This window comes from Chryseobacterium phosphatilyticum (assembly GCF_002899825.2).
Lineage (GTDB): Bacteria > Bacteroidota > Bacteroidia > Flavobacteriales > Weeksellaceae > Chryseobacterium > Chryseobacterium phosphatilyticum.
In genome coordinates, this window is the sequence record NZ_PPED02000006.1 from 22,240 (window position 1) to 48,140 (window position 25,901).

Genomic DNA, 25,901 nt, shown 5'->3' on the forward strand with positions numbered 1-25,901 from the left:
ATTATTTCGGTTTTAATCTTCAACTTCTGTATCATCATCTGTTTCTCCAAAAAAATCATCCCAATCTGTAAAATCTGAAGCAATATCATTACCTACATAATCATCCATTTCTCTTCTGTCTTTTTTGGTAGGCCTTCCCTCCCCTTTATTTCGATAGTAATCCTGTGACATTTTACGAAGTTTCAGTAATTCGTACTGTTCTTTATCGGTCACATCCTGAATGTGAAGAGGAACCAATTTTGCTCCTATTCTGCTTTTAGGAATCTGAATAACCTTTATTTTGTAATCGATTTGATTTTTACGAATCCTGATAACATCCCCCTCTTTTACCTCTTTAGATGACTTTACGGCAGAGGTTCCGATAGAAACTCTATTTTTTTTAATCTCCTCTGTTGCAATACTTCTTGTTTTATAAAAACGAATGCTCCATAAAAATTTATCTATTCTCATAATTTTTTATACTTTTGCCGTTATATTATTTGTAAAGTAATTAAAAGTTTTTTGAAATGAAAAAAATATTTTTATATACCCTTGTAGGATCTTTATGCTTTTCTGCATGTAAAAAAGATGATGAAGTGGTAGGCTATCAGGAACCTGCGGACATTGCTACTCAGGATAGCTATGATGATCAGTCTATTAAGAAATTTATGGACGAAAACTATCTTGATGTACAAGGGAATATAAAACCTTTCAGTGCGACTGATACTGCCGACGATAAAGAGAAAAAATTATCTGCATTACCGTATGAGACATTACCTTCAGGAACTATCTACATCATGAGAGAGGGTGCACAGCCAACTACTTCCCCTCAGACAATTAAAACGGATGATGTTATTAAAATCATGGGTAGAGGGTATTCTTATCTGGCTGCTCAAACGGACGGAAAAGTAGCATTTGCCTCTCAGGCTGTTTTTTTTAATACAATAGACGGATATGCCATTCCTTCTATTGATCCTATGTATTACTATGTGAAGAAAAAAGTAATGGACGATGCAACATTGGCAGATGCAAAAAAAGCAAAGTACTACCAGATACCGGGATTCAGAGAAGCATTACAAAAGTTTAGTGCTTTCAATAATTTACCAAGTGAAACTCCCTATAATCTACAAGGTGTCATCATTGTACCTTCCAGAGCTGCTTTTGCAAGAAACCCACATTATCCTTATTTAACAATGTCTTACAGAAACAGATCGTTTGTGTTCAACTTCCAGATTTACGGAAGATCAGACAGACCAGCTGATCAAGCTCAAACACCAGAACAACAGCAATAAAAACATACAATAAAAAAACCGTCTCACGACGGTTTTTTTATGCTTTCTTAAGATCTGGCTTTTTGTTTGACATTTCCTAAAATATCAGGGAAGTATAAATCTGCAAGATGATCAAATTCATCTCCTCTCATAAACATAGTGGCATCTACTTCTTCATAAGAACTTCTTCCTGCAGCTGCAATAAGTTCATTGCAGGTGTGAAGGGTATTTTTATGGAAGTGATATACTCTTTCGCTTTTATCCGTTACATCAAGTCCTTTGATCAACATTTTATCCTGTGTTGCCACTCCTGTAGGGCAATTGTTGGAATTACATCTCAAAGCCTGAATACACCCTAAAGAGAACATAAATCCTCTTGCGTTGTTGCACATATCTGCCCCCATTGCAATGGCTCTTAAAATGTCGAGACTGGTAAGAACTTTACCACTGGCTATAACTCTTAATTTATTTCTTACGTTATAATTATTCAAAGTTCTGTTCACAAATATCAGGGCTGGCTCCAAAGGCATTCCTACCCCATCTGAAAACTCCGGCGGAGCAGCTCCTGTTCCCCCTTCTGCACCGTCAATGGTGATAAAGTCAGGATAGATTTTCAGAACATTCATCTGTACACAGATATCTTCAAATTCTTTAGTATCTCCTATACAAAGCTTAAAGCCTACCGGTTTACCTCCTGAAAGTTCTCTTAACTCCTGTACAAACTTTAATAAGCCGGCAGCATTGGAGAAAGAAGTATGTGATGGCGGCGAAATCACGGTCATTCCGGGTGTCACGTGACGGATAGCAGCAATCTCCGGAGTATTTTTAACTCCCGGAAGCACCCCTCCGTGTCCTGGCTTCGCTCCCTGTGACAATTTTATCTCAATCATTTTCACATTGGGAAGAGTTGAGTATTTTTTAAATAATTCAGGGTTAAATTTACCTTCTTCATCTCGGCATCCGAAGTATCCGGTTCCAATCTGCCAGCATAAATCACCTCCTTCCAAATGATAGGGAGAAATCCCTCCTTCTCCGGTATTATGATAAAAATTCCCTTTTTTTGCTCCTCTGTTCAGTGAAATCTGAGCCCTGTCACTTAATGCACCAAAGCTCATTGCTGAAATATTCAACAGAGAAGCATGATACGGTTGTGTGCACTGCTCTCCTCCTACCCAAACTCTTGGAAGTTCTTCTGAAGGTGACTTCGCATAAATAGAATGTTTGATCCCTTCATATTTTCTTTGATTCACTTCCAATTGTGTACCAAAAGCTACTGTATCACTTAAGTTTTTAGCTCGTCTGTATACTGCAGAACGCTGGTTTCTTGGAAAAGGTTTTCCGTCTGTTTCCCTTTCAATAAAGTATTGCTGCATTTCCGGTGAAATACTTTCGAAAAAGTACCTGAAGTACCCCAGAACCGGGAAGTTCCTCAAAATAGCATGTTTCGATTGGTAAGCATTATATACTCCCAATGCATAGATAGCGGATAACAGCGTCGGTATCCAATAATGCGCTCTGATCAGTATTGCTATAATCCATGTAGCAATGACTAATACAATTCCCCAAGATAAAAACTTATCTCTCATGAATGTAGTATTTTAAAGTTTAAAAATAAATTTAGTGGAAATTTTGCAAAGAGCCTATGCTTTTGCTAAAAAATTTTGGTAAGAAGATTGCACTGAAACCGTGCCATCTGACAGGATTTTTTCTAAATTTAGAAATTCAATTTGATTAACGGAGCCAAGATCAAAGTCTTTCTGAACTCTCACATAATTTTCTGTGAAGCCAAACATTTTTCCGTCTTTATTCTCATGCTCCCAAAGTACAGGAAGTGTTTTTCCGAGTTGGGTCTGATAAAATGCCATTTTCTTCTTTTCAGAAAGAATTCTCAGCATTTTATTACGTTTTTTTCTTTCTGCTACCGGAACTACACCATCCATAGTAGTTGCTTCTGTATTTTCTCTTTCAGAATAAGTAAATACGTGCAGATAAGTGATGGGAAGTTCGTTAAGGAAATTATACGTTTCCATGAACCTTTCTTCTGTTTCTCCCGGGAATCCGACAATAACATCTACCCCAATAGCAGCGTCAGGCATCACCGTACGGATCTTGTTTACCCTGTCATTGTAAAGTTTAGTCAGGTAACGACGTTTCATTTTTTTCAATAAATCATCGCTTCCGGATTGTAACGGAATATGGAAATGAGGAACAAAGCTTCTGCTTTTGGAAACCAGCTCAATACTTTCATCCTTCAACAGGTTGGGTTCAATGGATGAAATACGGATTCTCTCAATCCCTTCTACTTTATCAAGCTCCGAGATCAGATCAAGGAAAGTATGCTCATGTCTCTTGTTTCCAAATTCTCCTTTTCCATAATCTCCAATATTGACTCCTGTAAGAACAATTTCTTTAATATCTTTTGCTGCAATTTCTGTGGCATTCCGAAGAACATTTTCTATAGTATCGGAACGTGAAATCCCTCTTGCCAGCGGAATGGTACAGTACGTACATTTATAATCACAGCCATCCTGAACTTTCAGAAAAGCTCTGGTTCTGTCCCCGATTGAGTAACTACCGATAAAGAAATCTGTTTCTTCAATCTCACATGAATGAACAATCCCTTCATGTTCTGTCTTTTCCAGATCATCAAGATAGCTTAGAATATTGAATTTTTCTTTAGCTCCCAATACAAGATCTACACCTTCAATTTGTGAAATCTCTTCAGGTTTCAACTGAGCATAGCAACCAACAATCACTACTAAACCTTCAGGATTGGCTTTCATTGCTCTTTTTACGTGAAGTTTACATTCACGGTCAGCATTTTCAGTTACCGAGCATGTATTGATAACATATACATTTGCTTTATCATCAAAACTTACCTTATCATAACCTGCATCTGTTAATTGACGGGCAATAGTAGATGTTTCTGCAAAGTTTAATTTGCAGCCAAGTGTATGATACGCGGCAGTTCTTTGAAAAGTAGACATGTGTTACTCCTGAATTTTATGGGTGCAAAGATAGTAATTTTAATAAGAACTCAAGATTGATTCAGTCTATTGCTTGTATTCATCCCTTACTTCGGGGCTGTTTTGAAAACATACAGGGGAAGAATTAACATCCGTTACATCTTTTGAAATTTTATTTTTCATCTCATTATTAAACTCCTGAGATTTATTCCTGGCAATGGAAAGTGTTTTCCACTCTTCATTTTTCATCATTTTGGCAATATAAACAATCTGACCAGTATGATAAGGGTAATGAGCTAACTGTCTGAAGACTGCATCAATAACAGAATGCGCTTCTCCTCTTATATAAATTGTTGAATATATATTTTCGTCATTAATTTGGCTCAAAGCTTCAAATAAACATTTCCATCCTTTTTCCCAATAGTCCAGAACTTCTTCTTTTGTTTTAAAAGTGTTGAGAAATTCTTCATCGCGATGACGCCAGGATTTTTCACCATCTTCTGTAAGGAAGTTTGTCCATCTTGAGAGCATATTTCCGGCAATATGTTTTACAATAACTGCAATTGAGTTGCTTTCTTCATTATATTGCCAGAATATTTGTTCATCAGACAGCTGTTTAAATGCTTTATCACCAAGCGATTTATAATATTCAAAACGTTTTACAAACAGGTCTTTCATTTTCTCTATTTTAACCACTAATGTAAAATTTAAAAAAGACAAAAACCACCTCTTAGAAGTGGTTTTATCTATGTATTTTATTGACAATTATTCTCTGTTTTTAACCAGTATCCAACCTGTGAATTTAATGGCTGTACTATTTTTATCATTTTCGCTCCACGTTACGGAATACCAATAAGTTCCTGTAGGCACTTTTCTTCCTCTCTGGGTACCATCCCATTTATATCCGCTCAACTTGTCCAACTGGTGAATTTTGGTTCCATATCTGTCAAAAATATTCATCACAAGATTCTGCTTACCTGCCAATGCTGAATAATCAATTACATCGTTGATGCCATCAGCATTCGGGGTAATGACGTTGACAAGATTTGGCACTACAACTCCGATTACTACAGGATCACAATTATAGGAATCTTTTACATATATTTTATGATCACCTCTTGCCACATTATTGAAAATATTAGAATCCTGCCAGATTATATTGTCCATTGAATATTGATAAGGTGGTGTTCCTCCGATTGCAGTTATCGTAACCGTCGTACTTCCAATATCAACCATAGAAATAACCGGTTGTTCAGAAGCGTATACTTTTACCGGTTGCGTGATCACGCATTCCCCGGTTTTAAGCTTTACCCAATAGTTCCCTATTCCTACAGTAATGGTTTGCGTTGTTGCTCCGGTACTCCACTCATAGCTTTTAAATCCAGGACCTGCGTCTAACGTAGTTTTAGCTTCTGCACAGATGATTTTATCTTTAAGAATCTCTGAATACACAGGCGCAATAACCACCAATGTGATCTTTGCCACATTATAACATCCCTGAGCATTGGAGACTCTTACATACACTACCCCATTGGGAGCAATATAATTGTTAAAATTTAAAATTTCATTAGTTTGATTGATGGCATCTGTTATGGATGGATAATATTTTTTGATCGGATTTGTCTGACCTGTTACAGAGGCATTTCCAAGATTAAAAATTCCTGTGGAAAGGTTGGTTTCCAGAGCACAGGATCTCAGTACGGAATCATTAACAACCACAGCGGGATGGAATTTTAAATTGATCTGAGCGATAGCTTTACATCCAAACTCGGAAGTTACTTTCACATAAATAATTCCTTCCGCTGATACAAAAGCAGTAGGATTTGTAATCTCATTTGTATTAGCGTTAAGATCAGTCATACTCGGAAAGTATCTTACTATTGCATTTGGATTTGTTCCCAGATCAGCCGTTGTGAGATTAAAAATTGCAGTTCCTGCATTATTATTGTTACATTCAGTCAATATCGCATTTTTAGCTGTGATAGCTCCGTTTTTAAATTTAAAGGCTCCCACCTGCTTACATTTGTTGAGGGGGTTATTAGGATTAGTTGCATCTGTATAACTGATACTATAATAATACACCGTGGTTGTATTGACTGTTTGTGGCGTAGTAATAGGATTATTACCTGTTAAAGCATCATTTTGACTTGCATGATAACTTACTCCAAAATGTTGATTCCCATTGAGAATCCCGGAAGTAAGTAAAGAAAAATCGAATAGCTCTGTAGGACCACAAATCACTACTTCTCTGGGGTCAGCAGGGTTTGCAGCAGGAATTCCGGGAGGCATAAACGGATACAGCTGAATATTTGGATCTGTAAACGGAGAAGCAAGTGTTGCCGTTCCTCCCCACGTCAAAGAAAACGGAGCTGTTATGCTACTCGTAGCACTTACCCAGTTGTCTATAAATAAATAATAGGTTTCACCGGGCAAAACATCCATATACTTACAATAAGGTGTAGGAGAACCTCCGAGAGCATTGGTAATTGTACTTGTCATATTGAGCCCGGTGGCTGCTCCCACTCCCACCACTGTAGCGGCATTACAGCGTATCGGAGATCCTAAACTGCCACAATTTACATTAGGTCCGAAAATAGCCCAATCGTAGTCTGCACCGGGATTATTGGGAACAAGGTCGAATGTAAGTGTTCCTCCGGTCGCAATGGTTATTTTATACCAAATCGAATTATGCTCCCCTGAAGAGTCTATGCAACTTCCGGAGTTTTCCAATTCTTTAATATTCCCATATCCTGAGGGGCTATACGTAATATTTGAATTTCCACATACAGCCAATGCTGTGGCACAATCTTGCTGAGAATAAAAAGTATGGAATACCGAAAAAAAGATAAAAAGTAAAAGTTTTCTCATAGATATATGTTTTTATGGTTGAATTAGTTGTGATCTGATTGACTGCCAACATATACCAAATATACCTATAATTTAATTACAAATAATATATTTCAAAATTATTTGAAGTATTCTAAATATAAAGCTTGATTCATTACATAATACACCTTTTAAACAGGCTTATTTTATACTTGTAATATTCCCACATAGATTTTCAAGGTGAAAAATTTTATGAAATGGACTTTTTACCTCTTTTAAGTGTTCCTTATCCTGAATAAAGGTATATCTTGAAGCAATAGAATTCATATCAGACACAATGACCAGCCAACATTCATCAACAGATGTATCATAATAAGGAAACTTTTCATTTTTCTTTTCGATCAACTCGAGAATTTTTTCGGAACATAATTCATCAAAAAGATTCATACTATATTCATGAGTGATAAATACATTTCTTCTGTGGAAGGATTTTCTAACGCTTTTCACACATCCAACAGGTTTATTTTTTTTGATACTTTTATAAATATTAATGATATTTTCCTGCTGTACTTCCAGATTATCAAATTTTACATTTGGATGGAATTCTAAAAAATAAACACCACGATATTTCGTAGTGTCCTCTTGTTCTAATAATATTTCTGCCTGACGGAATATTTTATTTAAAGTACTTTCCACCTTTTTCATTTCCAGATGGTTAATCACTTCGGTAAGTTCTATTCCGATTTTTTTGTCGTTTAGTTTAGCGATAAAGTCAGGGCTTTCGCAAGTAAGGTTTTCAAATTTTACTTCGGGAAAATGATGCATAAAAGAGTTGAGAAGAAGAATCTCCGACTTCTTTCTGTATTTTTCACGATCATGAAGCGGGGATTCATCTATAGTACGGTGATACTTTTCTATAGGCTTTTTTTTCAAATGCCTGTTCAGATAATATAAACTTAGGTTTTTAATCAGATCTTCATCAGAAAATGTCTTTTTCATGTGTGATTTTTTTATTTAATTAAGAACACATGTAGCCATTGGCTTTCACCATTAAAAGTTTTTGATAATCAAAAATTTACCTATTAAAGGTAAGTAAAAAAACAATCCAATATTCAGTTTTACTATTTATTTATCAATTAATTAATGTAAAGTTTATTTTCATTATTGATACCTTTGTTGTTTCTAACACAAATCAACATTATGGATTTTAGGAATTTTAAAATACCTTACAACATCAATCCCCAATTTTCAAAAAAAACAGTATACTTTTCTATGGAATTTGCTATAGAGCAAGTACTTAAAATATACTCTGGTGGTCTCGGGTTTCTGGCAGGGTCTCATATGAGAAGTGCTTATAATCTGAAACAAGATCTTATAGGAATCGGCATTCTTTGGAAGTTTGGTTATTATGATCAGGCAAGAAACCATGATCAGACTTTACAGCCGGTCTGGACAAAGAAAATGTATAGTTTTCTGGAAGATACCGGCATAAAATTTCAAATCGAAATTCACAGTGCACCAGTTTGGGTAAAAGTTTGGTACCTGAATCCGGAAACGTTTAATACGGCTCCTATGTTTTTACTTTCTACTGATGTCCCGGAAAACGATCATGTTTCCAAAACCATCTGTCACAAATTGTATGATGCCAATGAGTCCACAAAACTTGCACAATATATTTTATTAGGAAAGGGAGGTGCTAAGTTATTGGATGAAATGAATATTGAAAGGGAGGTTTACCATCTCAATGAAGCCCATGGACTTCCCGCTGCCTTTTATTTATTAAAAAAATACAACGGTGATTTGGGCAAAGTGAGAGAAAAACTGGTTTTTACTACCCACACCCCGGAAGAAGCAGGAAACGAAAAGCATAATCTGAAATTATGCTATGATATGTCCTATTTCTCAGGATATAGCATGGAGGAAATTAAAAGCATTGAAGGATCTGGTGATGATCGTTTCAACCACTCCCTGTGTGCCCTGAAGATGGCAAGAATAGCTAACGGAGTCTCTCAGCTTCATGGCGAAGTCTCTCGAACGATGTGGAGCAAATATCCGGGACTCTGTGAAATCACCTCTATTACGAATGCCCAGGAATTCAAATATTGGGCAGATAAACCTCTTTACAATGCAAAAGATGAAAATGACGAAACCGTTTTTGATTACCGTAAAAAGCATTTAAAGAAAAAGTTATTCAGTATTGTCGCTGATCAGACAGGAAATTTATTTAATCCCAATATTTTTACCATTGTGTGGGCCAGAAGATTTGCAGGCTATAAACGCGCTGACCTTCTTCTGCATGATAAGGAAAGATTGTACAGACTTTTAAATCATCCAAAATATCCGATACAGATTATCTGGGCAGGAAAGCCTTATCCAATGGATTATTCTGCTATTTCTACATTTAATACATTGGTTGAAGAAAGCAAAAATCACAAAAACATGGCTGTTCTTACAGGGTATGAATTGTCATTAAGTAAATCTCTAAAACAAGGCTCAGATCTGTGGCTCAATAATCCAAGAGTACCACGGGAAGCCTCAGGAACTTCCGGAATGACGGCCGCTATGAATGGTTCAGTAAATCTATCTACAGATGACGGCTGGATACCTGAATTCGCAAAACATGGAGAAAACTCTTTTGTAGTCCCTAAGGCAGATTATATGAATATGAGTATTTATGAACAGGACAATTATGATCTAAATACATTATATGAAATCCTTGAACATGAAATTCTTCCAACCTATTATGATCATCCGGATCAATGGAGAAAGATTCAGTATAATGCCATGAATGATGTAAAAGATCATTTTAACAGTGACAGGATGGCTGATGAATATTACAGACTACTTTATCATGAACTGAAGCAGTAAAATTTTCACTTGTATGACGATCAACAAAACCGCCTGATGAAAGCTTTCATCAGGCGGTTTTTATTGAGAATTAATTATTTACTTTTTTTCTTTGCAGGCACTTTTAAGCCTTTTTCTCTTGCTTCAGAAATACCAATGGCTACAGCCTGTTTTCTGCTTGTCACTTTTTTACCGGAAGAAGATTTCAATTTCCCCTCCTTGAATTCGTGCATCACTTTTCCTACTTTGTCCTGAGCTTTGTCTGAATATTTCGTTTTGCTCATGATCAGATTTTTTTTAAGATTTTGGCAGGGATACCCCTAGTTCATAAACTCTGGCGTGCTTCAAATATTTTGAACGCTCTCTCGAAGTTACCGATTGGAAATGATCGTTTTTGAGAACAATAATCGGGTCTTCTATGTTTTCAATTTCGAAATTAGCAAAATACCGTTCATCCGGGCTTGTTTTATCATTTTTGGCTTTTATTTTTTGCAGCTCTTCAGCATACTTTCTAAATCCCGGATCGGAAGAATGGATAAATTTATATTCTTCCCCTGCATACACATAATAATGAAGTTTTTTTTCAATTAAACCTGCTTCATCTGTGATTTCGGGGTTGTCATTTCCATCCTTAAAGCCCACTTCCACTAATGTTCCACCTTTTTTATGGGCACATTCTTCAGCATCCTTAAAGCTGGAAAAACCAGTATAAACAATGTGATCGTTCAATACGTAACGGTTCAATTTTTGGTTATAGGCATTCGTTTCCATAATTATTATTTGATTTGATTATACTTAATTATATTCAATTTTTTTGCCAAAAATTATATTTGAAAAGCTTTTTTACACATTTTAATAAAATTATTATCTTTGAAATTGATTAATGCTAGAAATGAAAAAACTACTCTTAACTCTTACTATAGCGGCTGCATTTCATAATGTATCGGCTCAGGAAATCACTTTAGACAAAATATATTCAGGATACTACCGTGGCAAAGGCATTGCAGGGATCACATCCATGAAAAACGGTGAGAACTACCTTGTCATAGAACCCACAGGAATTGCTAAATACAACTACAAAACTTCCCAGAAAGATGGAAATCTTGTGGATGGAAAATTTGAAAGTTATATTTTTTCTGATGACGAGTCTAAAATACTTTTACAGGTAGGAAAACAACCTATTTACAGACATTCATTCCTTGGAAAATTTGATGTAAAGGATTTAAAATCAGGAAAAACAATGAGTCTGAATGACGGAAAACCTGTACAGGAGCCTAGTTTTTCGCCAGACGCTACTAAAGTGGCTTTCATTGTTGATAACAATTTGTTTTATCAGGATCTGACTTCAGGAAAAATTACACAGATTAGTAATGATGGTAAAAAAAATGCCATTCTGAACGGATTGGCAGACTGGGTGTATGAAGAGGAATTCGGACACGCAAAACAATATGAGTGGACTAAAAACTCGGATGCAATTGTTTTTGTAAAATCTGATGAAAGCCAGGTACCGGAAATCTATATTCCTATCTATGGTAAAAACCTTTATCCGGTTGAAATGCGCTATAAGTATCCTAAAGCAGGAGAAAAAAACTCTGTGGTTTCAGCACAGTTATATCGTCTTGATAGTGGAAAAACAATACAACTGAACTTAGGTTCTTTCAAAAACTATTATATTCCTAATGTTTTCCAAACGGCAAAACCTGACGAAATGGTTCTGATTACTTCTGAAAGGATCCAGAACGCATCTGACATTTTGAAAGTCAATACTAAAACAGGAACCGTTCAGAAACTCTTTACTGAAACGGATGAAAAGTGGATTGATACCGACAGTCCTACTTTAGAGTTCCTGGAAGACAATTCCTTTCTTTGGTCTTCTGAAAGAGATGGAAACCGTCATTTATATTGGTATGACAAAGATGGCAAGCTTAAAAAGCAAGTTACTAAAGGAAACTGGGAGGTAACTGATTATTATGGTTTTAATCCAAAGTCCAAAGAAATTTATATTCAGACTACTGAGAAAGGAAGTATTAATAAAGTGGTTTCTAAGGTAAATATCGAAAGCGGAAAGTCTCAATTGATATCGAATGCTGAAGGAAATAATGCTGCCAACTTCAGCAAAAATTATAATTATTTTATTGAAACCTCTTCTACAGCCTCAAAACCATACACTTATGTATTGAAAGACGGAAATGGTAAGACCGTAAAAGAGCTTCAGAATAATAATGATCAGTTACAGAAATTAAAAGCTGATAATTTTACTGAAAAAGAATTCATTACTATTCCTAATGCTGCCGGTGATCAAATGAACGCCTGGGTAATGAAACCTAAAAACTTTGATCCTAATAAGAAATATCCATTATTCATGTTTCAATATTCCGGACCGGGATCTCAACAGGTTGCCAATTCGTGGGATAACGGGAATGCCATGTGGTTTAATCACCTAGTACAAAAAGGATATATTGTTGCTTGTGTAGATGGGCGTGGAACAGGTTACAAAGGAGCAAAGTACAAGAAAGTAACGTACATGAACCTTGGTAAATACGAAATTGAAGATCAGATTACCGCTGCAAAATGGTTCGGAAATCAGTCCTATATTGACAAGACCAGAATTGGTATGTTCGGATGGAGTTTCGGAGGATATATGACAAGTTTAGCAATGACAAAAGGAGCCGACGTTTTCAAAGTAGGAATTGCGGTAGCACCGGTAACCAACTGGAGATATTACGATTCTGTATATACTGAAAGATTTATGAGAACACCTCAGGAAAACCCTGATGGTTATGATAAAAACTCACCTACAGAATATGCTAATTTATTGAAAGGAAAGTTCCTTTTAATTCATGGAACGGCTGATGACAATGTTCATTTCCAAAACTCTATGGAATTATCTGAAGCGTTGATTCAAAACAAAAAGCAATTTGACTTCATGGCTTATCCGGATAAAAACCACGGTATCTTTGGAGGACAGACAAGACCACAATTGTATCAAAAGATGACTGATTTCATCTTGAATAACTTATAATATTACCCGTTAATATAAATTACAAATCCCTTTCAGAACTTCTGAAAGGGATTCTTTATAAACACATTCATTAAGGATATTTAACCGCCTTATCCAATTCTACAGGGTTATTAAAGGATTTTATTTTTTTCCGCTCCCTATCTTCTGCAGGTTTTAATTCTTCTTTGGATAAAACGGTTCCATCATCCAACAACAATTTCTGCCCTTCGCGCATGGTCAAATTTCCATTCAATACATATTTAAAGGGATTGGAATAAAGATCTAGTTTCAGTTTATTCAATTCTTTCAGGGTCACAGGAATTGCCCTGGATATGGAAGCATTTAATGAATTACGTTTATAATCATCAGAAATCTTTTCACTTTTAATGACATTAAAACGGTAATTCTTTTTGGTATCATATAATTCCATAATTAATCCTGGTAATCCGTTAAATTTATAGGGTCCGTAAGGGATTGGAATATCTTTAGTAAACCATGCTTCCCAATTCCGGCCTCCAAATGTAGTCGTTGCTTTTTGAAGCCGGAGATTATTGGAAACTTTTACACTATCCGTAATATTCCATTGTTGTTGGGATTCTTCAGATATTTTATAAAAGTTTACATCCCCGATATATTCATAGTTTTGATAGACATTGCTATTGTTCTTTTTGATAAGAAAAGAAGTCAGCCTACCAGGTGTATATTGCCCGGTAGCACTAAATATTGAATCATTAATATAATTCAGTCTGTTATAATAAGCTATATCTTCTTTTGTGACATCCAGATAATAATTCTCTATGGTAATATCTTTTAACGTTGAATCTTTTTTGTATTTCATTTCATAAATGAACCTGTTGTTCTGGGAAAAAAACATCACCGTTCCCAGCAATATAAATAATAGGCTTTTCATAGTTGATTTTAATTTTCAGATAAAAATTCAGGAATAAAGTATTCCAGATCTGCTCTTTCGTACTGGAGCGGATATTCCATATCATTGAGGAAAAGGTTGGGAGTAAAATGTACCCCATTACTTCTCACCCATTTTTCATGGCCTTTTAATAGGTTAAGAGCTGCTTTTGAACTTTCGAAGTATTTAGAGTATTTCTTATACCATCCGTTTTTGTTTTTACTATACCCCTGCACGTCGTACCAATTACTAAGAGCTTCTAAAAACTCTGTTTTATCCTCACTATTTATGTATATATTGGTAAGATTAATATGAACGGCTCTATTATCCTGATCATCTCTGCTAAGATCGATATCAAAGAAGATATTAATTCTCAGTTCGTCAGCATACCTCTTAACCAACTTGAGGAAGACAGGATAAAATTCTTTACAATGCTTACAAAATGGATTGGTAACAAACGTCAGATTTCGATCCGCCCTGTCATTTCCATAGACAAAAGCACCGGAGAAATCAGTATTAACCAACCTTTTCTGCAAAGACAAATTGTTTTTGAAAAACAAATAGTTTCGTCTGAATTTCAAATTTCGTTTAATGATATTTTCGTTTTTCTGGGCATTCTCATTTTTCATTCTCAAATTCAACAGTAGTATTAATGAGCTGAAAAACCCGATTAAAAATAAGGTTGTAGTACCTATACCAATATTTTTACGATCAAAAGAAATGATATTAGAAGCTATTAATTGAATAATTACACAAATTATAATGATCATACATACCGGGCAATATTTTTTAACAACAAATACCTGATAAAATAAGGATAAAAATCCTATTGGTATAAAAGCAAATAATCCATATTGATAGACACTAAAAAAGAATTCTATATTTTTTGAAAGAGAGAATAAAACAAAACAAGCGAGTTGGCTGGTAAAAAAAAGCAATGAAATTTCAGATAAGTCTATTGTGTTAAAAATCTTCCATTTTTTTGAATTAAAAACCATATCACAATCTGTATTCAGGTACTCACTTTTGCATACGCCAACCGGAATAAATGTTCCTTTTCCATGAGTTTTTCTGTAGGCTTCATAGGCAAATATGAACCCAATTAAAGAAGTGACTACAAAGATTAATTTTAAAGTCAAATCAGAAGAGTCATATGCCAAGAGAAATAGAAATAACACTATAAAAACTCCCCAATTAATATAGGTATAATCAAATTTTGGTTTTGCACCCGGGAATTCTCTATCTTTTTCTACAACAAGTATTATATTCTCCCATTTTCCAAAAAAATCATGTGCAGGAGAACCATTGATTGTAAGTTGATTATTTTTATTATTTACAAGAGCCAGTTCTCCTTCTACCAAAGCCAAAAAATCTTCAGGTAAAATATCTTTTTCATCATTATCTATTCTGTAACTATAATTTTCAATATTAAAGAAGCTTAGTGCATCAGAAAATGCCAAAAGACTAGGAAAGTCAGGATGTCCTTCAAGTTGAAGTCCAAATTCATCACGGTCAATATATATCCTATTATAGTCCAGGTAATTGATAACAGCAGTATAACTTTTGAGTGTCATAGTAATACATTTTTTACGTTTCAAAAAAATAGCAACAGTTTCCTGTTGCCATTTTTAAAGGATTCTCATTTATTATCCACAACAAAAAGTACCATTGCAATACGAATCTCCATTACCATTATGGGTATTTGCACATGCTGCATTCGTACAGGCACATCCCATACTTCCGCCATTATCGGGCTTTATATAGCCTCCTTTAATCATTCTCTGCTCATCTCTGGACAAGCTTCCTTTCAATTTTTTTAAATCAATTTTTTTCATGATGTTTTTTTAAATAATTATTTGCCATTATTGACATCACCGAAACTAGACAACAAATGTCACAATAAAGAGAATTAAAATTGCGTATTTTGTGTACAAATAGCTATTTGCAATATGTATTAAAATTGTACACGTTAATTTTAATAAGGGAAAGTTCGGTTTGAATTAAAACTTTATACTTATTTCAGAAGATTTATTTGTATTCCAACAAGTCGATCTCAATAATGTTATTATCTTTTTTAATTCTTTCCTTTGCTTGTATATCTACTTCCCTTACAATTTCCAAACCTGTCCGAGAATTCCCAGAAGTATCTTTCTGGTCCGGAATCCTACCCATCATATATAACCTTCTGGTTTCAGCAGCCGGATCTTTTCTGTATTTTTTAAACAATTCAATAAATTTTTCCTGTGTTAAGTATAGCTCGTCAGATCTTGCAGATAACTCAGGATATTGAATATCTTTTTCAATATTTTTGATACCAACTAACTCAAATTTATGGCTATTCGTAGAGTCTTCAATCTTCACGATTAAGCCAGGAAGTCCATTAAATTTATAAGGACCATCCTGAATTGGAAGATCAACAGTAAACCATGCTGTCCATTTTCTTCCACCAAAACTACATTTTGCTTTCTGCGCTGTAAATTTTCCTATCTTTTCTTTGTCAGGAAGAATTTCCCAATTTATTTTTCGATTATCTTCTACTTTTATTTTTCCAATGCCATAATCAATCGTTTTAAAAAAAACTTTACTTGCTTTTTTTTCTATTTTATACATTATATCTGCTTTTGGAATATAAAATTTTCCTTTTTTTGCTTCTGCAATTGATATAGAATCTTCACTATACTTATATTGACTGTAAAACAATGATTCGTGATTTGTTATATCCAAAAACATCAGATCTCTAAGTATATTTGCTTTATCCGTTGAATCCGGAACATATTTATATTCATAAATAAATCTTTTACTCTGAGCGTGTAAAACATGTGTAAAAATGAACATGTATAGTATAATATTTTTCATATTTATGACTGTAGAAATAAAAAATACAGCCAATAAAAATTATTAGCTGTATAGATTAACATTCATTCAAAATTAAACTGCTACTAAATGTGATCCTGAAGAGCAAGAAACACTCCCCGATTGTTCTATAGGAACCGTCACTGAACCGCTGCATATTTGAGGGTTTCTATCCGAGCAGCATTTATAAGAACATCCCTCATCACCACCCTTTACATTTCCAAGTCTTTTTCTCGAAAGTTTTTTTAAATTTTTCATAACAATGTTTTTTATTATTTGCACTATTGACACCACCGAAAATAGACGACAAATATCACATCAAAGAGAATTAAACATGTACATTTTATGCATCTTATTTATTTGCAAATTGTACACGTTAATTTTAACACGCAAAAAGTTAATCTGACTTTATATTTTTATTCATTTCATTAATCGTTTACGAAAGAATTATTTATTTTATCAATTGAAATTAAAAACCTATTTTTGGGAAATTTGAAAATTGATTATATGAAGACTAAACATCCTAAAGGGCTGCCCTTTCTCTTTTTCACAGAGATGTGGGAGCGTTTCGGGTACTACCTGATTCTTGGAATCTTTGTTTTGTATGTTATTGAGCCAACTGGTATGAAAGGAGGGCTTGGACTACCTGACAAAACAGCTGATGACATTTTCGGAACTTATATTGCGCTGACTTACCTCACTCCTTTCATCGGAGGATTTTTGGCAGACAGAATTTTAGGATATATCAAATCTATTTATCTGGGCGGTTTTTTAATGGCAGCAGGATATATAGGTATGGGAATTTTTAAGGATTTGCCATTATTTTACTCTTCTTTGGCGTTAATTATTATAGGAAACGGTTTCTTTAAACCCACTATTTCAACTCTTTTAGGAAACCTCTACTCTGAGGAGCCTTACAAAGCCAATAAAGATTCCGGATATAATATTTTCTATATGGGGATCAATATCGGAGCATTTATCTGTAACATTATTGCTGCTTTTATGCGTAATAAATTCGGATGGGGTGAAGCGTTCATCACTGCCGGAGTAGGGATGCTGATTGGAATGGTAATTTTCACAATCGGAAGGAAGCATTATATTCATGCTGCACAGATGAAACCTGTACAGGAAGGAGATACCAAGCTTTCTGAAATTCTGATCAAAGTATTCGTTCCTGCTATCGCTGCCGGGGCAATTGGTTGGTTTATTCCTAACAATATTTTCGGAAGTGATAGTACAGACGCCTTTATTTTTGCGTGTATTCCTGTTATTTATTTTTATGCTTCTCTTTATTTTAAAGCCAAACCAGATGAAAAAGCATCTATTGGCGCATTGCTATCTGTATTTTTGATCAGTATGTTCTTCTGGGCGGTTTTCAAACAAAATGGTACTGCATTAACGAGATGGGCAAATTATTATACAGACAGAAGTGTTCCTGCTTCCCTGGAAAAACCATTGGAAGGAATTTATATGGTGGACGGCAAGAGCTATGAAGATAAAGAAACACCTGTTTATGACAATCAGTTCAGATCTCAAAAGGATGACAACGGAGATACAAAAAAGGAAACAGGTAAAGATGTTTATTTTAAAAATATATCTGCTGAACAACGTGCTGCCTTAGAAAAAAATCCGGAAAGTAAGGTATACCTGTATAATACTGAACTTTTCCAGTCTATTAATCCGTTCTGGGTAATTGCACTGACTCCAGTGATTGTCGGATTCTGGGCACTTTTACGAAGAAAAGGAAAAGAACCTTTAACACCTACAAAAATTGTGTTAGGTTTATTTATTTCAGGTTTATCCTGTCTGGTAATGGTGTTGGCAGTAATAGCCGGAGACAATGGTGCTGTAAAAGTTTCTCCATTGTGGCTGGTTGCCAGTTATGGAGTAATCACCATTGGGGAACTATGCCTTTCACCAATGGGGCTTTCTTTTGTTTCCAAACTTTCACCTGCAAGAATTACCGCATTGATGATGGGAGGTTTCTTCCTTGCCAATTCTGTAGGAAACAAGCTTTCAGGAATTCTGGCAAGTACATGGTATAATTATGAAAGCAAAACGAATTATTTCCTTGTAAATTTCGGTTTGTTAATATTTGCTACGCTATTAGGTCTTTCTATGTTAAAAAGATTAAATAAAATCATGAAGGAAAAAGGGCATTAATCCTTTATATTGATAACAAATATCGAGCTGCGGACTGGTTCCGTGGCTTTTTTGTTTAAAAATAAAATTAAAAACTTGTCAAAAACCCAAAATAAACTATATTTGTCAGTCTTAACAAAAATTAACAATAGAAATGGATAATATTGAAGCATTAAGTCCGAAACCGGATGAATTTGTGGAGAATAAGAATTCCAGACATCCAAAGGGATTATGGGTTCTTTTCGGAACGGAAATGTGGGAGCGTTTCAACTTTTATGGAATGAGAGCGCTTTTGACGCTTTTTATGGTAAATTCCTTATTAATAAAAGAAGCTGATGCTGCAATCATCTATGGTGGATTTTTAGCTTTATGTTATCTGACCCCGCTTTTGGGAGGTTTTATTGCTGATAAATATATCGGAAACAGATTTGCAATTATTGTAGGGGGATCCCTTATGGCAATTGGACAGTTTTTATTATTCATCAGTGCCTCTACGTTCTCTGCGGATCTTGGAAGTGCTAAGCTTATTATGTGGTTGGCTTTATTTGTTATCATTTTTGGTAATGGATTCTTCAAACCAAACATTTCCTCAATGGTGGGAAGCCTTTATCCAAAACAGGAAAAGTCTAAACTGGACTCTGCATTTACCATTTTCTATATGGGGATCAACATCGGAGCATTCCTTGGGCAGTTTATCTGTCCTTATGTAGGTGATGTAAAAGATGCAACAACGGGCGTAAGAGATATTTTCGCCTTCAAGTGGGGCTTCTTAGCGGCTTCTATTGCAATGGTAATCGGAACTATAACATTCTTTATTCTTAAAAATAAATATGTAGTAACCCCTGAAGGAAGACCTATCGGAGGATTACCTAAAAATAATACCAGTGCGGATTTTGAAGAGGGAGAATCCCAGACAGCAAAATTCTCAGGAATATCTTTAGGAGTTACCGGAGCTATATTTATTATTTTATTCTTCGCTTTCCGATATTTATTGGTAGGAGAAATTGGATTTAAGGCTGTAGAAATGGGGCAACTGATCAAAGGAATTATTTATCCTTTTATTTATGCAGCGGGTATTGCCCTAGCCTTCCTTATTATGAGTTCTGCTGAGAACAAAATTGAAAGACAAAGAATCTGGGTAATTTATATTGTTTCATTCTTTATTATCTTTTTCTGGGCCGCTTTCGAACAGGCAGGTTCTTCATTAACATTTATTGCAGATAACCAAACCGATAGAAATATTTTCGGATGGAATATGCCTCCTTCAATGGTTCAGATCTTTAACGGAATTTTCGTAGTTCTGCTGGCAGTTCCTTTCAGTTTATGTTGGGATAAGCTAAGAGCAAAAGGAAAAGAGCCTGTATCTCCTTTCAAACAGGCAATGGGACTTGCATTAATAGCTTTAAGTTATTTTATTATAGCACATAATGTAAAAGATTTAGGAAACTCAGGTCTATTGGCTATAAAATGGTTAATGCTTTTATACTTTATCCAAACGTGTGGGGAACTTTGTTTATCTCCAATCGGATTATCACTGGTAGGTAAATTAGCTCCAAAAAGATTCGCTTCATTATTATATGGTGTTTTCTTCATTTCCAATGCCGCAGGATATGCTTTGGCAGGTTCATTAGGAGCTTTGATCCCTGCAACAGGTGATAAATTTACTAAAGCACAGGAGTTAGGAGTGAATCTTCAGGATGTTTTGGATAAAAAAGTAACCTTAACAGCAGATCAGATAGCAGCTTTCGACAAAGCTCAATTGCCATTACATAACCCTACTTTTGCCGGGTTTGAAATTCATAATCTATTTGATTTCTTCATGGTATTCGTTGTACTTTGTGGTATTGCTTCTGTAATCTTAGGTTTACTTTCACCTGTTTTAAAGAAAATGATGCACGGTGTCAACTAATAGCATTAACAAAATATGAAAAAACCTCTGCTAAGTCAGAGGTTTTTTTTACTTTCGTATGATGGAAATTTCCGAAGATTTTTTATTCCAATCCGTAAAGGAAATTATTAAGCAGTCGTGCGAAAAAGTTTTTCGGATAGCGAATTCTACCCTACTGCTTACCTACTGGAAAATTATTGGACAGTTTATTGTTGAAGATGAACAACAAGGCAAAGAACGTGCTGAATACGGAGAATATATGTTAAAGAATCTTTCTCAAAAACTTACCTTAGAATTTGGAAAAGAGTTTGATGAAAGTAATCTAAGGAATATGCGTTCTTTTTCAATATGTGATGCAGTGCGTCACGAATTAAGCTGGACTCATTATAGATTATTAATAAGGCACCGGAATTCTCTTATACTCTGAAAAAAACAAGACTATTGTAAAATACTCAGCACTCAATGATAAAAATAATTTATTCACCGGCAAATACCTGCTGTACCTCCCGAAAGAAGAAGAACTAAAACAAATTACTGATCAGGACAGAATTCGTTTTGAACTGGATCAGGAAAATAAAAACCCTTAATTAAAAACTTAATCATACAGTGCTATGAGCTTAACTTTAGAAGAAATACAAGACTTTAAAGGCAAATATCCAAAGCAACTTTGGACCTTATTCACAATAGAAATGTGGGAACGTTTCTGTTTTTATGGGATGCGCGGCGTCCTTACTATTTTTATGGTAGATCAATTGGGATTGTTGGAAGACAAAGCCAATTTACAATATGGAGCCATACAGGCTTTCATTTATGCCTTTACATTTATTGGAGGAATTTTTGCCGATAAAATTTTAGGATTTAAAAAGTCTCTTGTTTTTGGAGGAATTATTATGGCTGTCGGGAATCTGATTATCGCACTTTCTCCACATGACTTCTTCTACTTGGGAATTACTTGTTCTATTATTGGCACAGGGTTCTTCAAACCTAATATTTCTTCTATGGTAGGTGAACTTTACAAAGAGGATGACCCTAGAAGAGATGCAGGATACGGCCTTTTCTATGCTGGAATTAATATTGGCGGACTTCTAGGTGGCGCTTTATGTGTTTATCTGGGAAAATATCATTCGTGGTCATGGTGTTTCCTGGCTGCTGCCATTGTAATGGTTTTAGGTTTAATTACTTTTTTTGCCACCAGAAAGACGTTAGGCCCTATTGGTGATTCTCCGTTACAATTCATTCCCAAATCAAAGAGAACATTACGCGAAGTTCTGGTATACATTGGTGCATTATTAAGCATGCCCCTTATTTTCATCATGGTTAAAAATACAAGCTTTACAGACTATTTCATGTACCTGATTGGTATTGCAGCTGTAGGCTATTTCATAATGGAAACTTTAAAGCAAACTTCTTCATATCAAAAGAAACTGATTGCAGCATTTATATTTATATTCATGTATTTTGTTTTCAATTCTATTTATGAACAAAGTGGCGGATCTCTATCTTTATTTGCAAAAGATAACCTTGTACACAATTTACTAGGATTTGGCATGGATCCTAATGTAATTAATAATAGTGCCAATTCGTTCTTTATCATCATCTTCAGTCCTCTTATCGGATTAGCTTGGGTAGGTTTAAACAAAAAGAAGCTTGAACCTAATACAATCAATAAATTTGGGATTGGATTTTTATTTCTGGCAGCGGGATTCTTCTTGTTCTATAGTTTAAGATATTTTGCCGGTGCTGACGGAAAATCCTCACTTAATTTATTTACCTTCACATGGCTTGTCATTACTTTTGGAGAATTATGTTTAGGTCCGATAGGTATGTCTATCATTACTAAGCTATCTCCTAAAAAAATGTTTGGAATGATGATGGGATTATGGTTTTTAGCAAGCGCATTCGGACAGTTTGCTGCGGGAAAAATCGGAGCAAGTCTATCTGAATCTAATACAGGAAATACCAATATGAGCAAATTGCTGGCTTACACAGACGGGTATAAAACCTTGGGTATTTATGCTTTAGTTGCAGGAGTGGTATTAATATTGCTTTCTTCACTCGTAAAAAAATTAATGCAGGATGTAAAATAAAAAATAAGTAATTATGCTTATTTTTATACAAATATCAAATTATGAAGAAAATTTTAAGCATAATTCTCTTATTCATATTAAATTTTAGCTTTGCACAGGTTAAATGGATGACGATTGATGAAGCGTTAAAAGCGCAAAAAGTAAGTCCAAAGAAAATCCTCATAGATTTCTACGCAGACTGGTGCGCCCCGTGCAAAATCATGGATAAAAAAACATATGGGCATCCTGTTCTTGCACAAATTCTGAATGACAATTATTACCCTGTAAAGTTCAATGCTGAAGAGAAAAAATCATACAATATCTTTGGAAGAACATTTTCCAATCATGATACTGAGCATAAAAAAGGAAGAAATTCTTTGCACGAGTTTACTCAATATATGAATGTAGGAGCAGTTCCAAGTACTGTTTTTCTGGATGAGCATGGTGATCCTATTACCATTCTTCAGGGAGAATTATCTGCCAAAGAGCTTGAGCCTTATCTTGAACTGATCTCAAAAGATTTATTTAAAAAGATCAAAACCAGAGAACAATGGGAAGATTACCAAAAGAAATTTAAATCTAAAATAAAAGATTAACAGGCAAACTTCTGCTTACCTTATAAAAATCAGACTTCCATTTTTTTGGAAGTCTTTTTTATTTTCCCGAAATTCGAACCTTTGTTTTTCCATTCAAAAAAATAAGATCCGGAATCACGGATCTCAGATAAAAAATGACTTTAGAAACCTCCATAGAATACGTAAAAGGAATAGGTCCGGAAAGAGCCAAACTCATTAAAAGTGTATTGGGACTTTCCACCGTAGAAGATATGCTGAACTTCTACCCTATACGGTATCTGGATAAAAGCAAAGTCTATAAGACCTCTCAGCTTCATGAGGAAACAAGCGTTGAAATACAACTGAAAGGAAAAATCACACAAGTACAGGAAATTCAGACCGGGAAGACAAAAAGACTTTCTGCAAAATTCAACGATGAAACCGGCAGTATGGATCTGGTATGGTTTCAGTACTCAAAATGGCTGAAAGAGCAAATCCCGATCAACCGTGAAGTGTATATCTTTGGGAAGATTAATGTCTTTAACCGACAGTTTTCTATGCCTCATCCTGAAATTGAAGTGGAAGAAAATAAAGAAAGCGATCATCGGTTGAAGCCTATTTACCCGAGTTCCGAAAAGTTAACAAAGAGAGGATTAAGCCAAAAATTTTTTCAGAATGCATTAAGAAATATCTGTAAAGAAATTCCTAATCTGATCGAAGAAAATTTTCCGGAATATATGATGAAAACTTTTAAATTCATCTCAAGACAGCATGCCTTTCTGAATGTACACTTTCCTAAAGATATGGAACATTTTCAAAAAGCCGATTACAGACTAAAATTTGAAGAGTCCTTCTTTTTTCAGTTGGGCTACGGCCTGAAAAAGCTTCATCATAAAACACAATCATTTGGTAATCCGTTTCCCATTATAGGTGATCATTTCAATGGGTTCTATGAAAACCATCTTCCTTTTGAACTCACCAATGCCCAGAAAAGGGTCTTAAAGGAGATCCGCATGGATATGAAAAAGCCTATACAAATGAACAGGCTTCTGCAAGGAGATGTAGGTTCGGGGAAAACTATGGTCGCCTTACTTACCATGCTTATTGCCATGGATAACGGATTTCAGAGTTGTCTGATGGCTCCTACGGAAATTCTTGCCCAGCAACACTATAATGGCATTAAGGAATTATTAGAAAATACGCAAATCAATATCCGCCTTTTGACTGGTTCTACGAAAGCGGCAGAAAGACGAATTATTCATGAGGAGCTTGAAAACGGTACCCTTTCTATTCTAGTGGGAACTCATGCGGTCCTGGAAGATAAGGTTAAGTTTAAAAATCTGGGACTGGCAATTATTGATGAGCAGCATAGATTTGGAGTGGCACAACGAGCAAAGCTTTGGGCTAAAAATAAAATTCCACCGCATATTCTGGTGATGACCGCTACGCCTATCCCAAGAACTCTTGCAATGAGTTTCTATTCTGATCTTGATGTCTCGGTAATTGATGAGATGCCGGTAGGAAGAAAGGCTATTATCACAGCTCATAGGCGTGAAAAAGACAGGCTATATGTTTATAATTTCTGCAAGGATGAAATTAAAAAAGGCAGACAGATTTATTTTGTATATCCGCTTATTGAAGAATCTGAAACTTTAGATTACAGGAATCTTATGGAAGGCCTGGAGCACGTTATGGATTATTTTTCAGAATATAATGTAACAATGCTACACGGTAAAATGAAACCGAATGAAAAGGATGCTGCTATGGCCTATTTTGCGTCGGGAAAAGCAGAAATTATGGTCGCTACAACAGTTATTGAAGTGGGTGTAAATGTTCCTAATGCCTCAGTAATGGTAATAGAAAGTTCGGAAAGGTTTGGTCTTTCTCAGCTTCATCAGCTTAGAGGACGGGTAGGAAGAGGTGCTGAGCAAAGCTATTGTATTTTGATGACCTCTGATAAATTATCTAAAGAAAGCAGAACCAGAATTCGTACAATGACTGAAACCAACGACGGTTTTAAAATCTCTGAAGTTGATATGCAGCTTCGTGGTCCCGGAGATATTTTGGGGACACAGCAAAGTGGTGTTGTAGATTTTAAAAGACTGGATCTTATCAAAGATTCCGTCATTATTAAAACAACAAAAAATACGGTTGAAAAGATTTTAGAAGCAGATCCCTTACTGGTAAGACCAGATAATTTACTGATCAAGAACTATTATCTCAGGTACTACAAAGGAAAAAATAAATGGAGTAAAATTTCATAAAAAAACCGCAGAAAAAATTTTTCCTGCGGTCCCCTTATAAAACTGTTATTTAGAAGAAATTACTTTTAATCTTCCTAAAAAATTTATTTTAATAGTTTAGGCTTAATATTTTGTGATGTGGTGTGAAAATATATATATACTATTTGAATAGGTGTAAGGCCGCCACTATTAAAATAAATTTAAAAAACAAAATGAATTATTTTTCCAACTTGCTTATTATAAAAACTAACTGTTCAGAGGTGAAGACGAGGGAATGAAACGAATAAAAAAGTCTCCAACACTCTTAAGTTTTCATGATTGTACCGTTTTGTTTAAAGATCTTCTATGCTTTAAAATT

At 35.0% G+C, this 25,901-nt stretch carries 22 protein-coding genes; 9 read left to right on the forward strand and 13 right to left on the reverse strand.

Annotation, left to right across the window (positions count from 1 at the left end; all coding sequences use genetic code 11):
- Positions 1-12 precede the first annotated feature (12 nt).
- Positions 13-450: an RNA-binding S4 domain-containing protein gene (locus C1631_RS20220; RefSeq protein ID WP_103247261.1), complete on the reverse strand. Its 438-nt coding sequence runs from the start codon at positions 448-450 to the stop codon at positions 13-15.
- Positions 451-506: 56 nt separating this feature from the next.
- Between C1631_RS20220 and C1631_RS20225 the strand changes: the two genes are divergently transcribed.
- Positions 507-1,271: a hypothetical protein gene (locus tag C1631_RS20225; protein WP_109713875.1), complete on the forward strand. Its 765-nt coding sequence runs from the start codon at positions 507-509 to the stop codon at positions 1,269-1,271.
- 47 nt (positions 1,272-1,318) lie between these two features.
- Here C1631_RS20225 and C1631_RS20230 read toward each other — a convergent pair whose 3' ends face one another.
- From C1631_RS20230 to C1631_RS20250, 5 genes are all read right to left on the reverse strand, one after another.
- A complete protein-coding gene (locus C1631_RS20230; RefSeq protein ID WP_103247259.1) occupies positions 1,319-2,836 on the reverse strand; it encodes an FMN-binding glutamate synthase family protein in 1,518 nt (505 codons plus the stop codon).
- 54 nt (positions 2,837-2,890) lie between these two features.
- Positions 2,891-4,237, reverse strand: coding sequence for a tRNA (N(6)-L-threonylcarbamoyladenosine(37)-C(2))-methylthiotransferase MtaB (gene mtaB, locus C1631_RS20235; protein ID WP_103247258.1), 1,347 nt, complete (start codon positions 4,235-4,237; stop codon positions 2,891-2,893).
- A 66-nt stretch (positions 4,238-4,303) separates the two neighbouring features.
- On the reverse strand, positions 4,304-4,894 hold the full coding sequence (locus tag C1631_RS20240; RefSeq protein WP_103247257.1) for a DUF1572 family protein: 591 nt from the start codon (positions 4,892-4,894) through the stop codon (positions 4,304-4,306).
- Between the two features lie 87 nt (positions 4,895-4,981).
- Positions 4,982-7,084, reverse strand: a complete 2,103-nt coding sequence (locus tag C1631_RS20245; RefSeq protein WP_109713877.1) for an FIDD domain-containing protein — start codon at positions 7,082-7,084, stop codon at positions 4,982-4,984.
- Positions 7,085-7,243: 159 nt separating this feature from the next.
- Positions 7,244-8,041: a hypothetical protein gene (locus C1631_RS20250; protein WP_109713879.1), complete on the reverse strand. Its 798-nt coding sequence runs from the start codon at positions 8,039-8,041 to the stop codon at positions 7,244-7,246.
- Positions 8,042-8,242: 201 nt separating this feature from the next.
- On the opposite strand from C1631_RS20250, the gene glgP reads away from it, so the two are divergent.
- On the forward strand, positions 8,243-9,910 hold the full coding sequence (glgP, locus tag C1631_RS20255) for an alpha-glucan family phosphorylase (protein ID WP_103247254.1): 1,668 nt from the start codon (positions 8,243-8,245) through the stop codon (positions 9,908-9,910).
- Between the two features lie 74 nt (positions 9,911-9,984).
- On the opposite strand, the gene C1631_RS20260 is transcribed toward glgP, so the two are convergent.
- Both C1631_RS20260 and C1631_RS20265 read right to left on the reverse strand, forming a co-directional pair.
- Entirely contained in the window at positions 9,985-10,173 is a 189-nt protein-coding gene (locus C1631_RS20260; RefSeq protein ID WP_103247253.1) for a DUF6496 domain-containing protein, read from the reverse strand.
- 13 nt (positions 10,174-10,186) lie between these two features.
- Positions 10,187-10,660: a hypothetical protein gene (locus C1631_RS20265; RefSeq protein ID WP_109713881.1), complete on the reverse strand. Its 474-nt coding sequence runs from the start codon at positions 10,658-10,660 to the stop codon at positions 10,187-10,189.
- A gap of 121 nt (positions 10,661-10,781) precedes the next feature.
- Between C1631_RS20265 and C1631_RS20270 the strand changes: the two genes are divergently transcribed.
- Positions 10,782-12,911, forward strand: a complete 2,130-nt coding sequence (locus C1631_RS20270) for a S9 family peptidase (protein WP_109713883.1) — start codon at positions 10,782-10,784, stop codon at positions 12,909-12,911.
- A 70-nt stretch (positions 12,912-12,981) separates the two neighbouring features.
- On the opposite strand, the gene C1631_RS20275 is transcribed toward C1631_RS20270, so the two are convergent.
- From C1631_RS20275 to C1631_RS23865, 5 genes are all read right to left on the reverse strand, one after another.
- Positions 12,982-13,800 (reverse strand): GLPGLI family protein, encoded by an 819-nt coding sequence (locus C1631_RS20275; RefSeq protein ID WP_109713885.1) that lies wholly within the window; start codon positions 13,798-13,800, stop codon positions 12,982-12,984.
- An 8-nt stretch (positions 13,801-13,808) separates the two neighbouring features.
- Complete coding sequence (locus tag C1631_RS20280; RefSeq protein ID WP_103247898.1) at positions 13,809-15,371, reverse strand: vitamin K epoxide reductase family protein; 1,563 nt, start codon at positions 15,369-15,371, stop codon at positions 13,809-13,811.
- 72 nt (positions 15,372-15,443) lie between these two features.
- Positions 15,444-15,632: a hypothetical protein gene (locus C1631_RS20285; protein WP_103247897.1), complete on the reverse strand. Its 189-nt coding sequence runs from the start codon at positions 15,630-15,632 to the stop codon at positions 15,444-15,446.
- 193 nt (positions 15,633-15,825) lie between these two features.
- Entirely contained in the window at positions 15,826-16,653 is an 828-nt protein-coding gene (locus C1631_RS20290; protein WP_109713888.1) for a GLPGLI family protein, read from the reverse strand.
- Between the two features lie 72 nt (positions 16,654-16,725).
- On the reverse strand, positions 16,726-16,908 hold the full coding sequence (locus C1631_RS23865) for a bacteriocin-like protein (protein ID WP_123966747.1): 183 nt from the start codon (positions 16,906-16,908) through the stop codon (positions 16,726-16,728).
- A gap of 249 nt (positions 16,909-17,157) precedes the next feature.
- Here C1631_RS23865 and C1631_RS20295 point away from each other — a divergent pair, with 249 nt between their 5' ends.
- The 6 genes from C1631_RS20295 to recG all read left to right on the forward strand — a co-directional run bounded on the left by C1631_RS20295 (position 17,158) and on the right by recG (position 25,564).
- Complete coding sequence (locus C1631_RS20295) at positions 17,158-18,813, forward strand: peptide MFS transporter (protein ID WP_109713890.1); 1,656 nt, start codon at positions 17,158-17,160, stop codon at positions 18,811-18,813.
- A gap of 133 nt (positions 18,814-18,946) precedes the next feature.
- Positions 18,947-20,701: a peptide MFS transporter gene (locus tag C1631_RS20300; RefSeq protein ID WP_109713892.1), complete on the forward strand. Its 1,755-nt coding sequence runs from the start codon at positions 18,947-18,949 to the stop codon at positions 20,699-20,701.
- A gap of 58 nt (positions 20,702-20,759) precedes the next feature.
- On the forward strand, positions 20,760-21,107 hold the full coding sequence (locus C1631_RS20305; protein ID WP_228441395.1) for a DUF1016 N-terminal domain-containing protein: 348 nt from the start codon (positions 20,760-20,762) through the stop codon (positions 21,105-21,107).
- A 184-nt stretch (positions 21,108-21,291) separates the two neighbouring features.
- On the forward strand, positions 21,292-22,767 hold the full coding sequence (locus tag C1631_RS20315) for a peptide MFS transporter (protein ID WP_109713896.1): 1,476 nt from the start codon (positions 21,292-21,294) through the stop codon (positions 22,765-22,767).
- 41 nt (positions 22,768-22,808) lie between these two features.
- Positions 22,809-23,342 (forward strand): thioredoxin family protein, encoded by a 534-nt coding sequence (locus C1631_RS20320; protein WP_109713898.1) that lies wholly within the window; start codon positions 22,809-22,811, stop codon positions 23,340-23,342.
- 134 nt (positions 23,343-23,476) lie between these two features.
- The gene (gene recG / locus C1631_RS20325; RefSeq protein WP_109713900.1) at positions 23,477-25,564 is read left to right on the forward strand and encodes an ATP-dependent DNA helicase RecG; all 2,088 of its coding nucleotides are present in this window, start codon (positions 23,477-23,479) and stop codon (positions 25,562-25,564) included.
- The last annotated feature ends 337 nt before the right edge of the window (positions 25,565-25,901 follow it).

Coding starts and splice junctions, on each gene's coding strand:
- C1631_RS20220 (WP_103247261.1), bottom strand. CDS start 450: ATGAGAATAGATAAATTTTTATGGAGCATTCGTTTTTATAAAACAAGA.
- C1631_RS20225 (WP_109713875.1), top strand. CDS start 507: ATGAAAAAAATATTTTTATATACCCTTGTAGGATCTTTATGCTTTTCT.
- C1631_RS20230 (WP_103247259.1), bottom strand. CDS start 2,836: ATGAGAGATAAGTTTTTATCTTGGGGAATTGTATTAGTCATTGCTACA.
- mtaB (WP_103247258.1), bottom strand. CDS start 4,237: ATGTCTACTTTTCAAAGAACTGCCGCGTATCATACACTTGGCTGCAAA.
- C1631_RS20240 (WP_103247257.1), bottom strand. CDS start 4,894: ATGAAAGACCTGTTTGTAAAACGTTTTGAATATTATAAATCGCTTGGT.
- C1631_RS20245 (WP_109713877.1), bottom strand. CDS start 7,084: ATGAGAAAACTTTTACTTTTTATCTTTTTTTCGGTATTCCATACTTTT.
- C1631_RS20250 (WP_109713879.1), bottom strand. CDS start 8,041: ATGAAAAAGACATTTTCTGATGAAGATCTGATTAAAAACCTAAGTTTA.
- glgP (WP_103247254.1), top strand. CDS start 8,243: ATGGATTTTAGGAATTTTAAAATACCTTACAACATCAATCCCCAATTT.
- C1631_RS20260 (WP_103247253.1), bottom strand. CDS start 10,173: ATGAGCAAAACGAAATATTCAGACAAAGCTCAGGACAAAGTAGGAAAA.
- C1631_RS20265 (WP_109713881.1), bottom strand. CDS start 10,660: ATGGAAACGAATGCCTATAACCAAAAATTGAACCGTTACGTATTGAAC.
- C1631_RS20270 (WP_109713883.1), top strand. CDS start 10,782: ATGAAAAAACTACTCTTAACTCTTACTATAGCGGCTGCATTTCATAAT.
- C1631_RS20275 (WP_109713885.1), bottom strand. CDS start 13,800: ATGAAAAGCCTATTATTTATATTGCTGGGAACGGTGATGTTTTTTTCC.
- C1631_RS20280 (WP_103247898.1), bottom strand. CDS start 15,371: ATGACACTCAAAAGTTATACTGCTGTTATCAATTACCTGGACTATAAT.
- C1631_RS20285 (WP_103247897.1), bottom strand. CDS start 15,632: ATGAAAAAAATTGATTTAAAAAAATTGAAAGGAAGCTTGTCCAGAGAT.
- C1631_RS20290 (WP_109713888.1), bottom strand. CDS start 16,653: ATGAAAAATATTATACTATACATGTTCATTTTTACACATGTTTTACAC.
- C1631_RS23865 (WP_123966747.1), bottom strand. CDS start 16,908: ATGAAAAATTTAAAAAAACTTTCGAGAAAAAGACTTGGAAATGTAAAG.
- C1631_RS20295 (WP_109713890.1), top strand. CDS start 17,158: ATGAAGACTAAACATCCTAAAGGGCTGCCCTTTCTCTTTTTCACAGAG.
- C1631_RS20300 (WP_109713892.1), top strand. CDS start 18,947: ATGGATAATATTGAAGCATTAAGTCCGAAACCGGATGAATTTGTGGAG.
- C1631_RS20305 (WP_228441395.1), top strand. CDS start 20,760: ATGATGGAAATTTCCGAAGATTTTTTATTCCAATCCGTAAAGGAAATT.
- C1631_RS20315 (WP_109713896.1), top strand. CDS start 21,292: ATGAGCTTAACTTTAGAAGAAATACAAGACTTTAAAGGCAAATATCCA.
- C1631_RS20320 (WP_109713898.1), top strand. CDS start 22,809: ATGAAGAAAATTTTAAGCATAATTCTCTTATTCATATTAAATTTTAGC.
- recG (WP_109713900.1), top strand. CDS start 23,477: ATGACTTTAGAAACCTCCATAGAATACGTAAAAGGAATAGGTCCGGAA.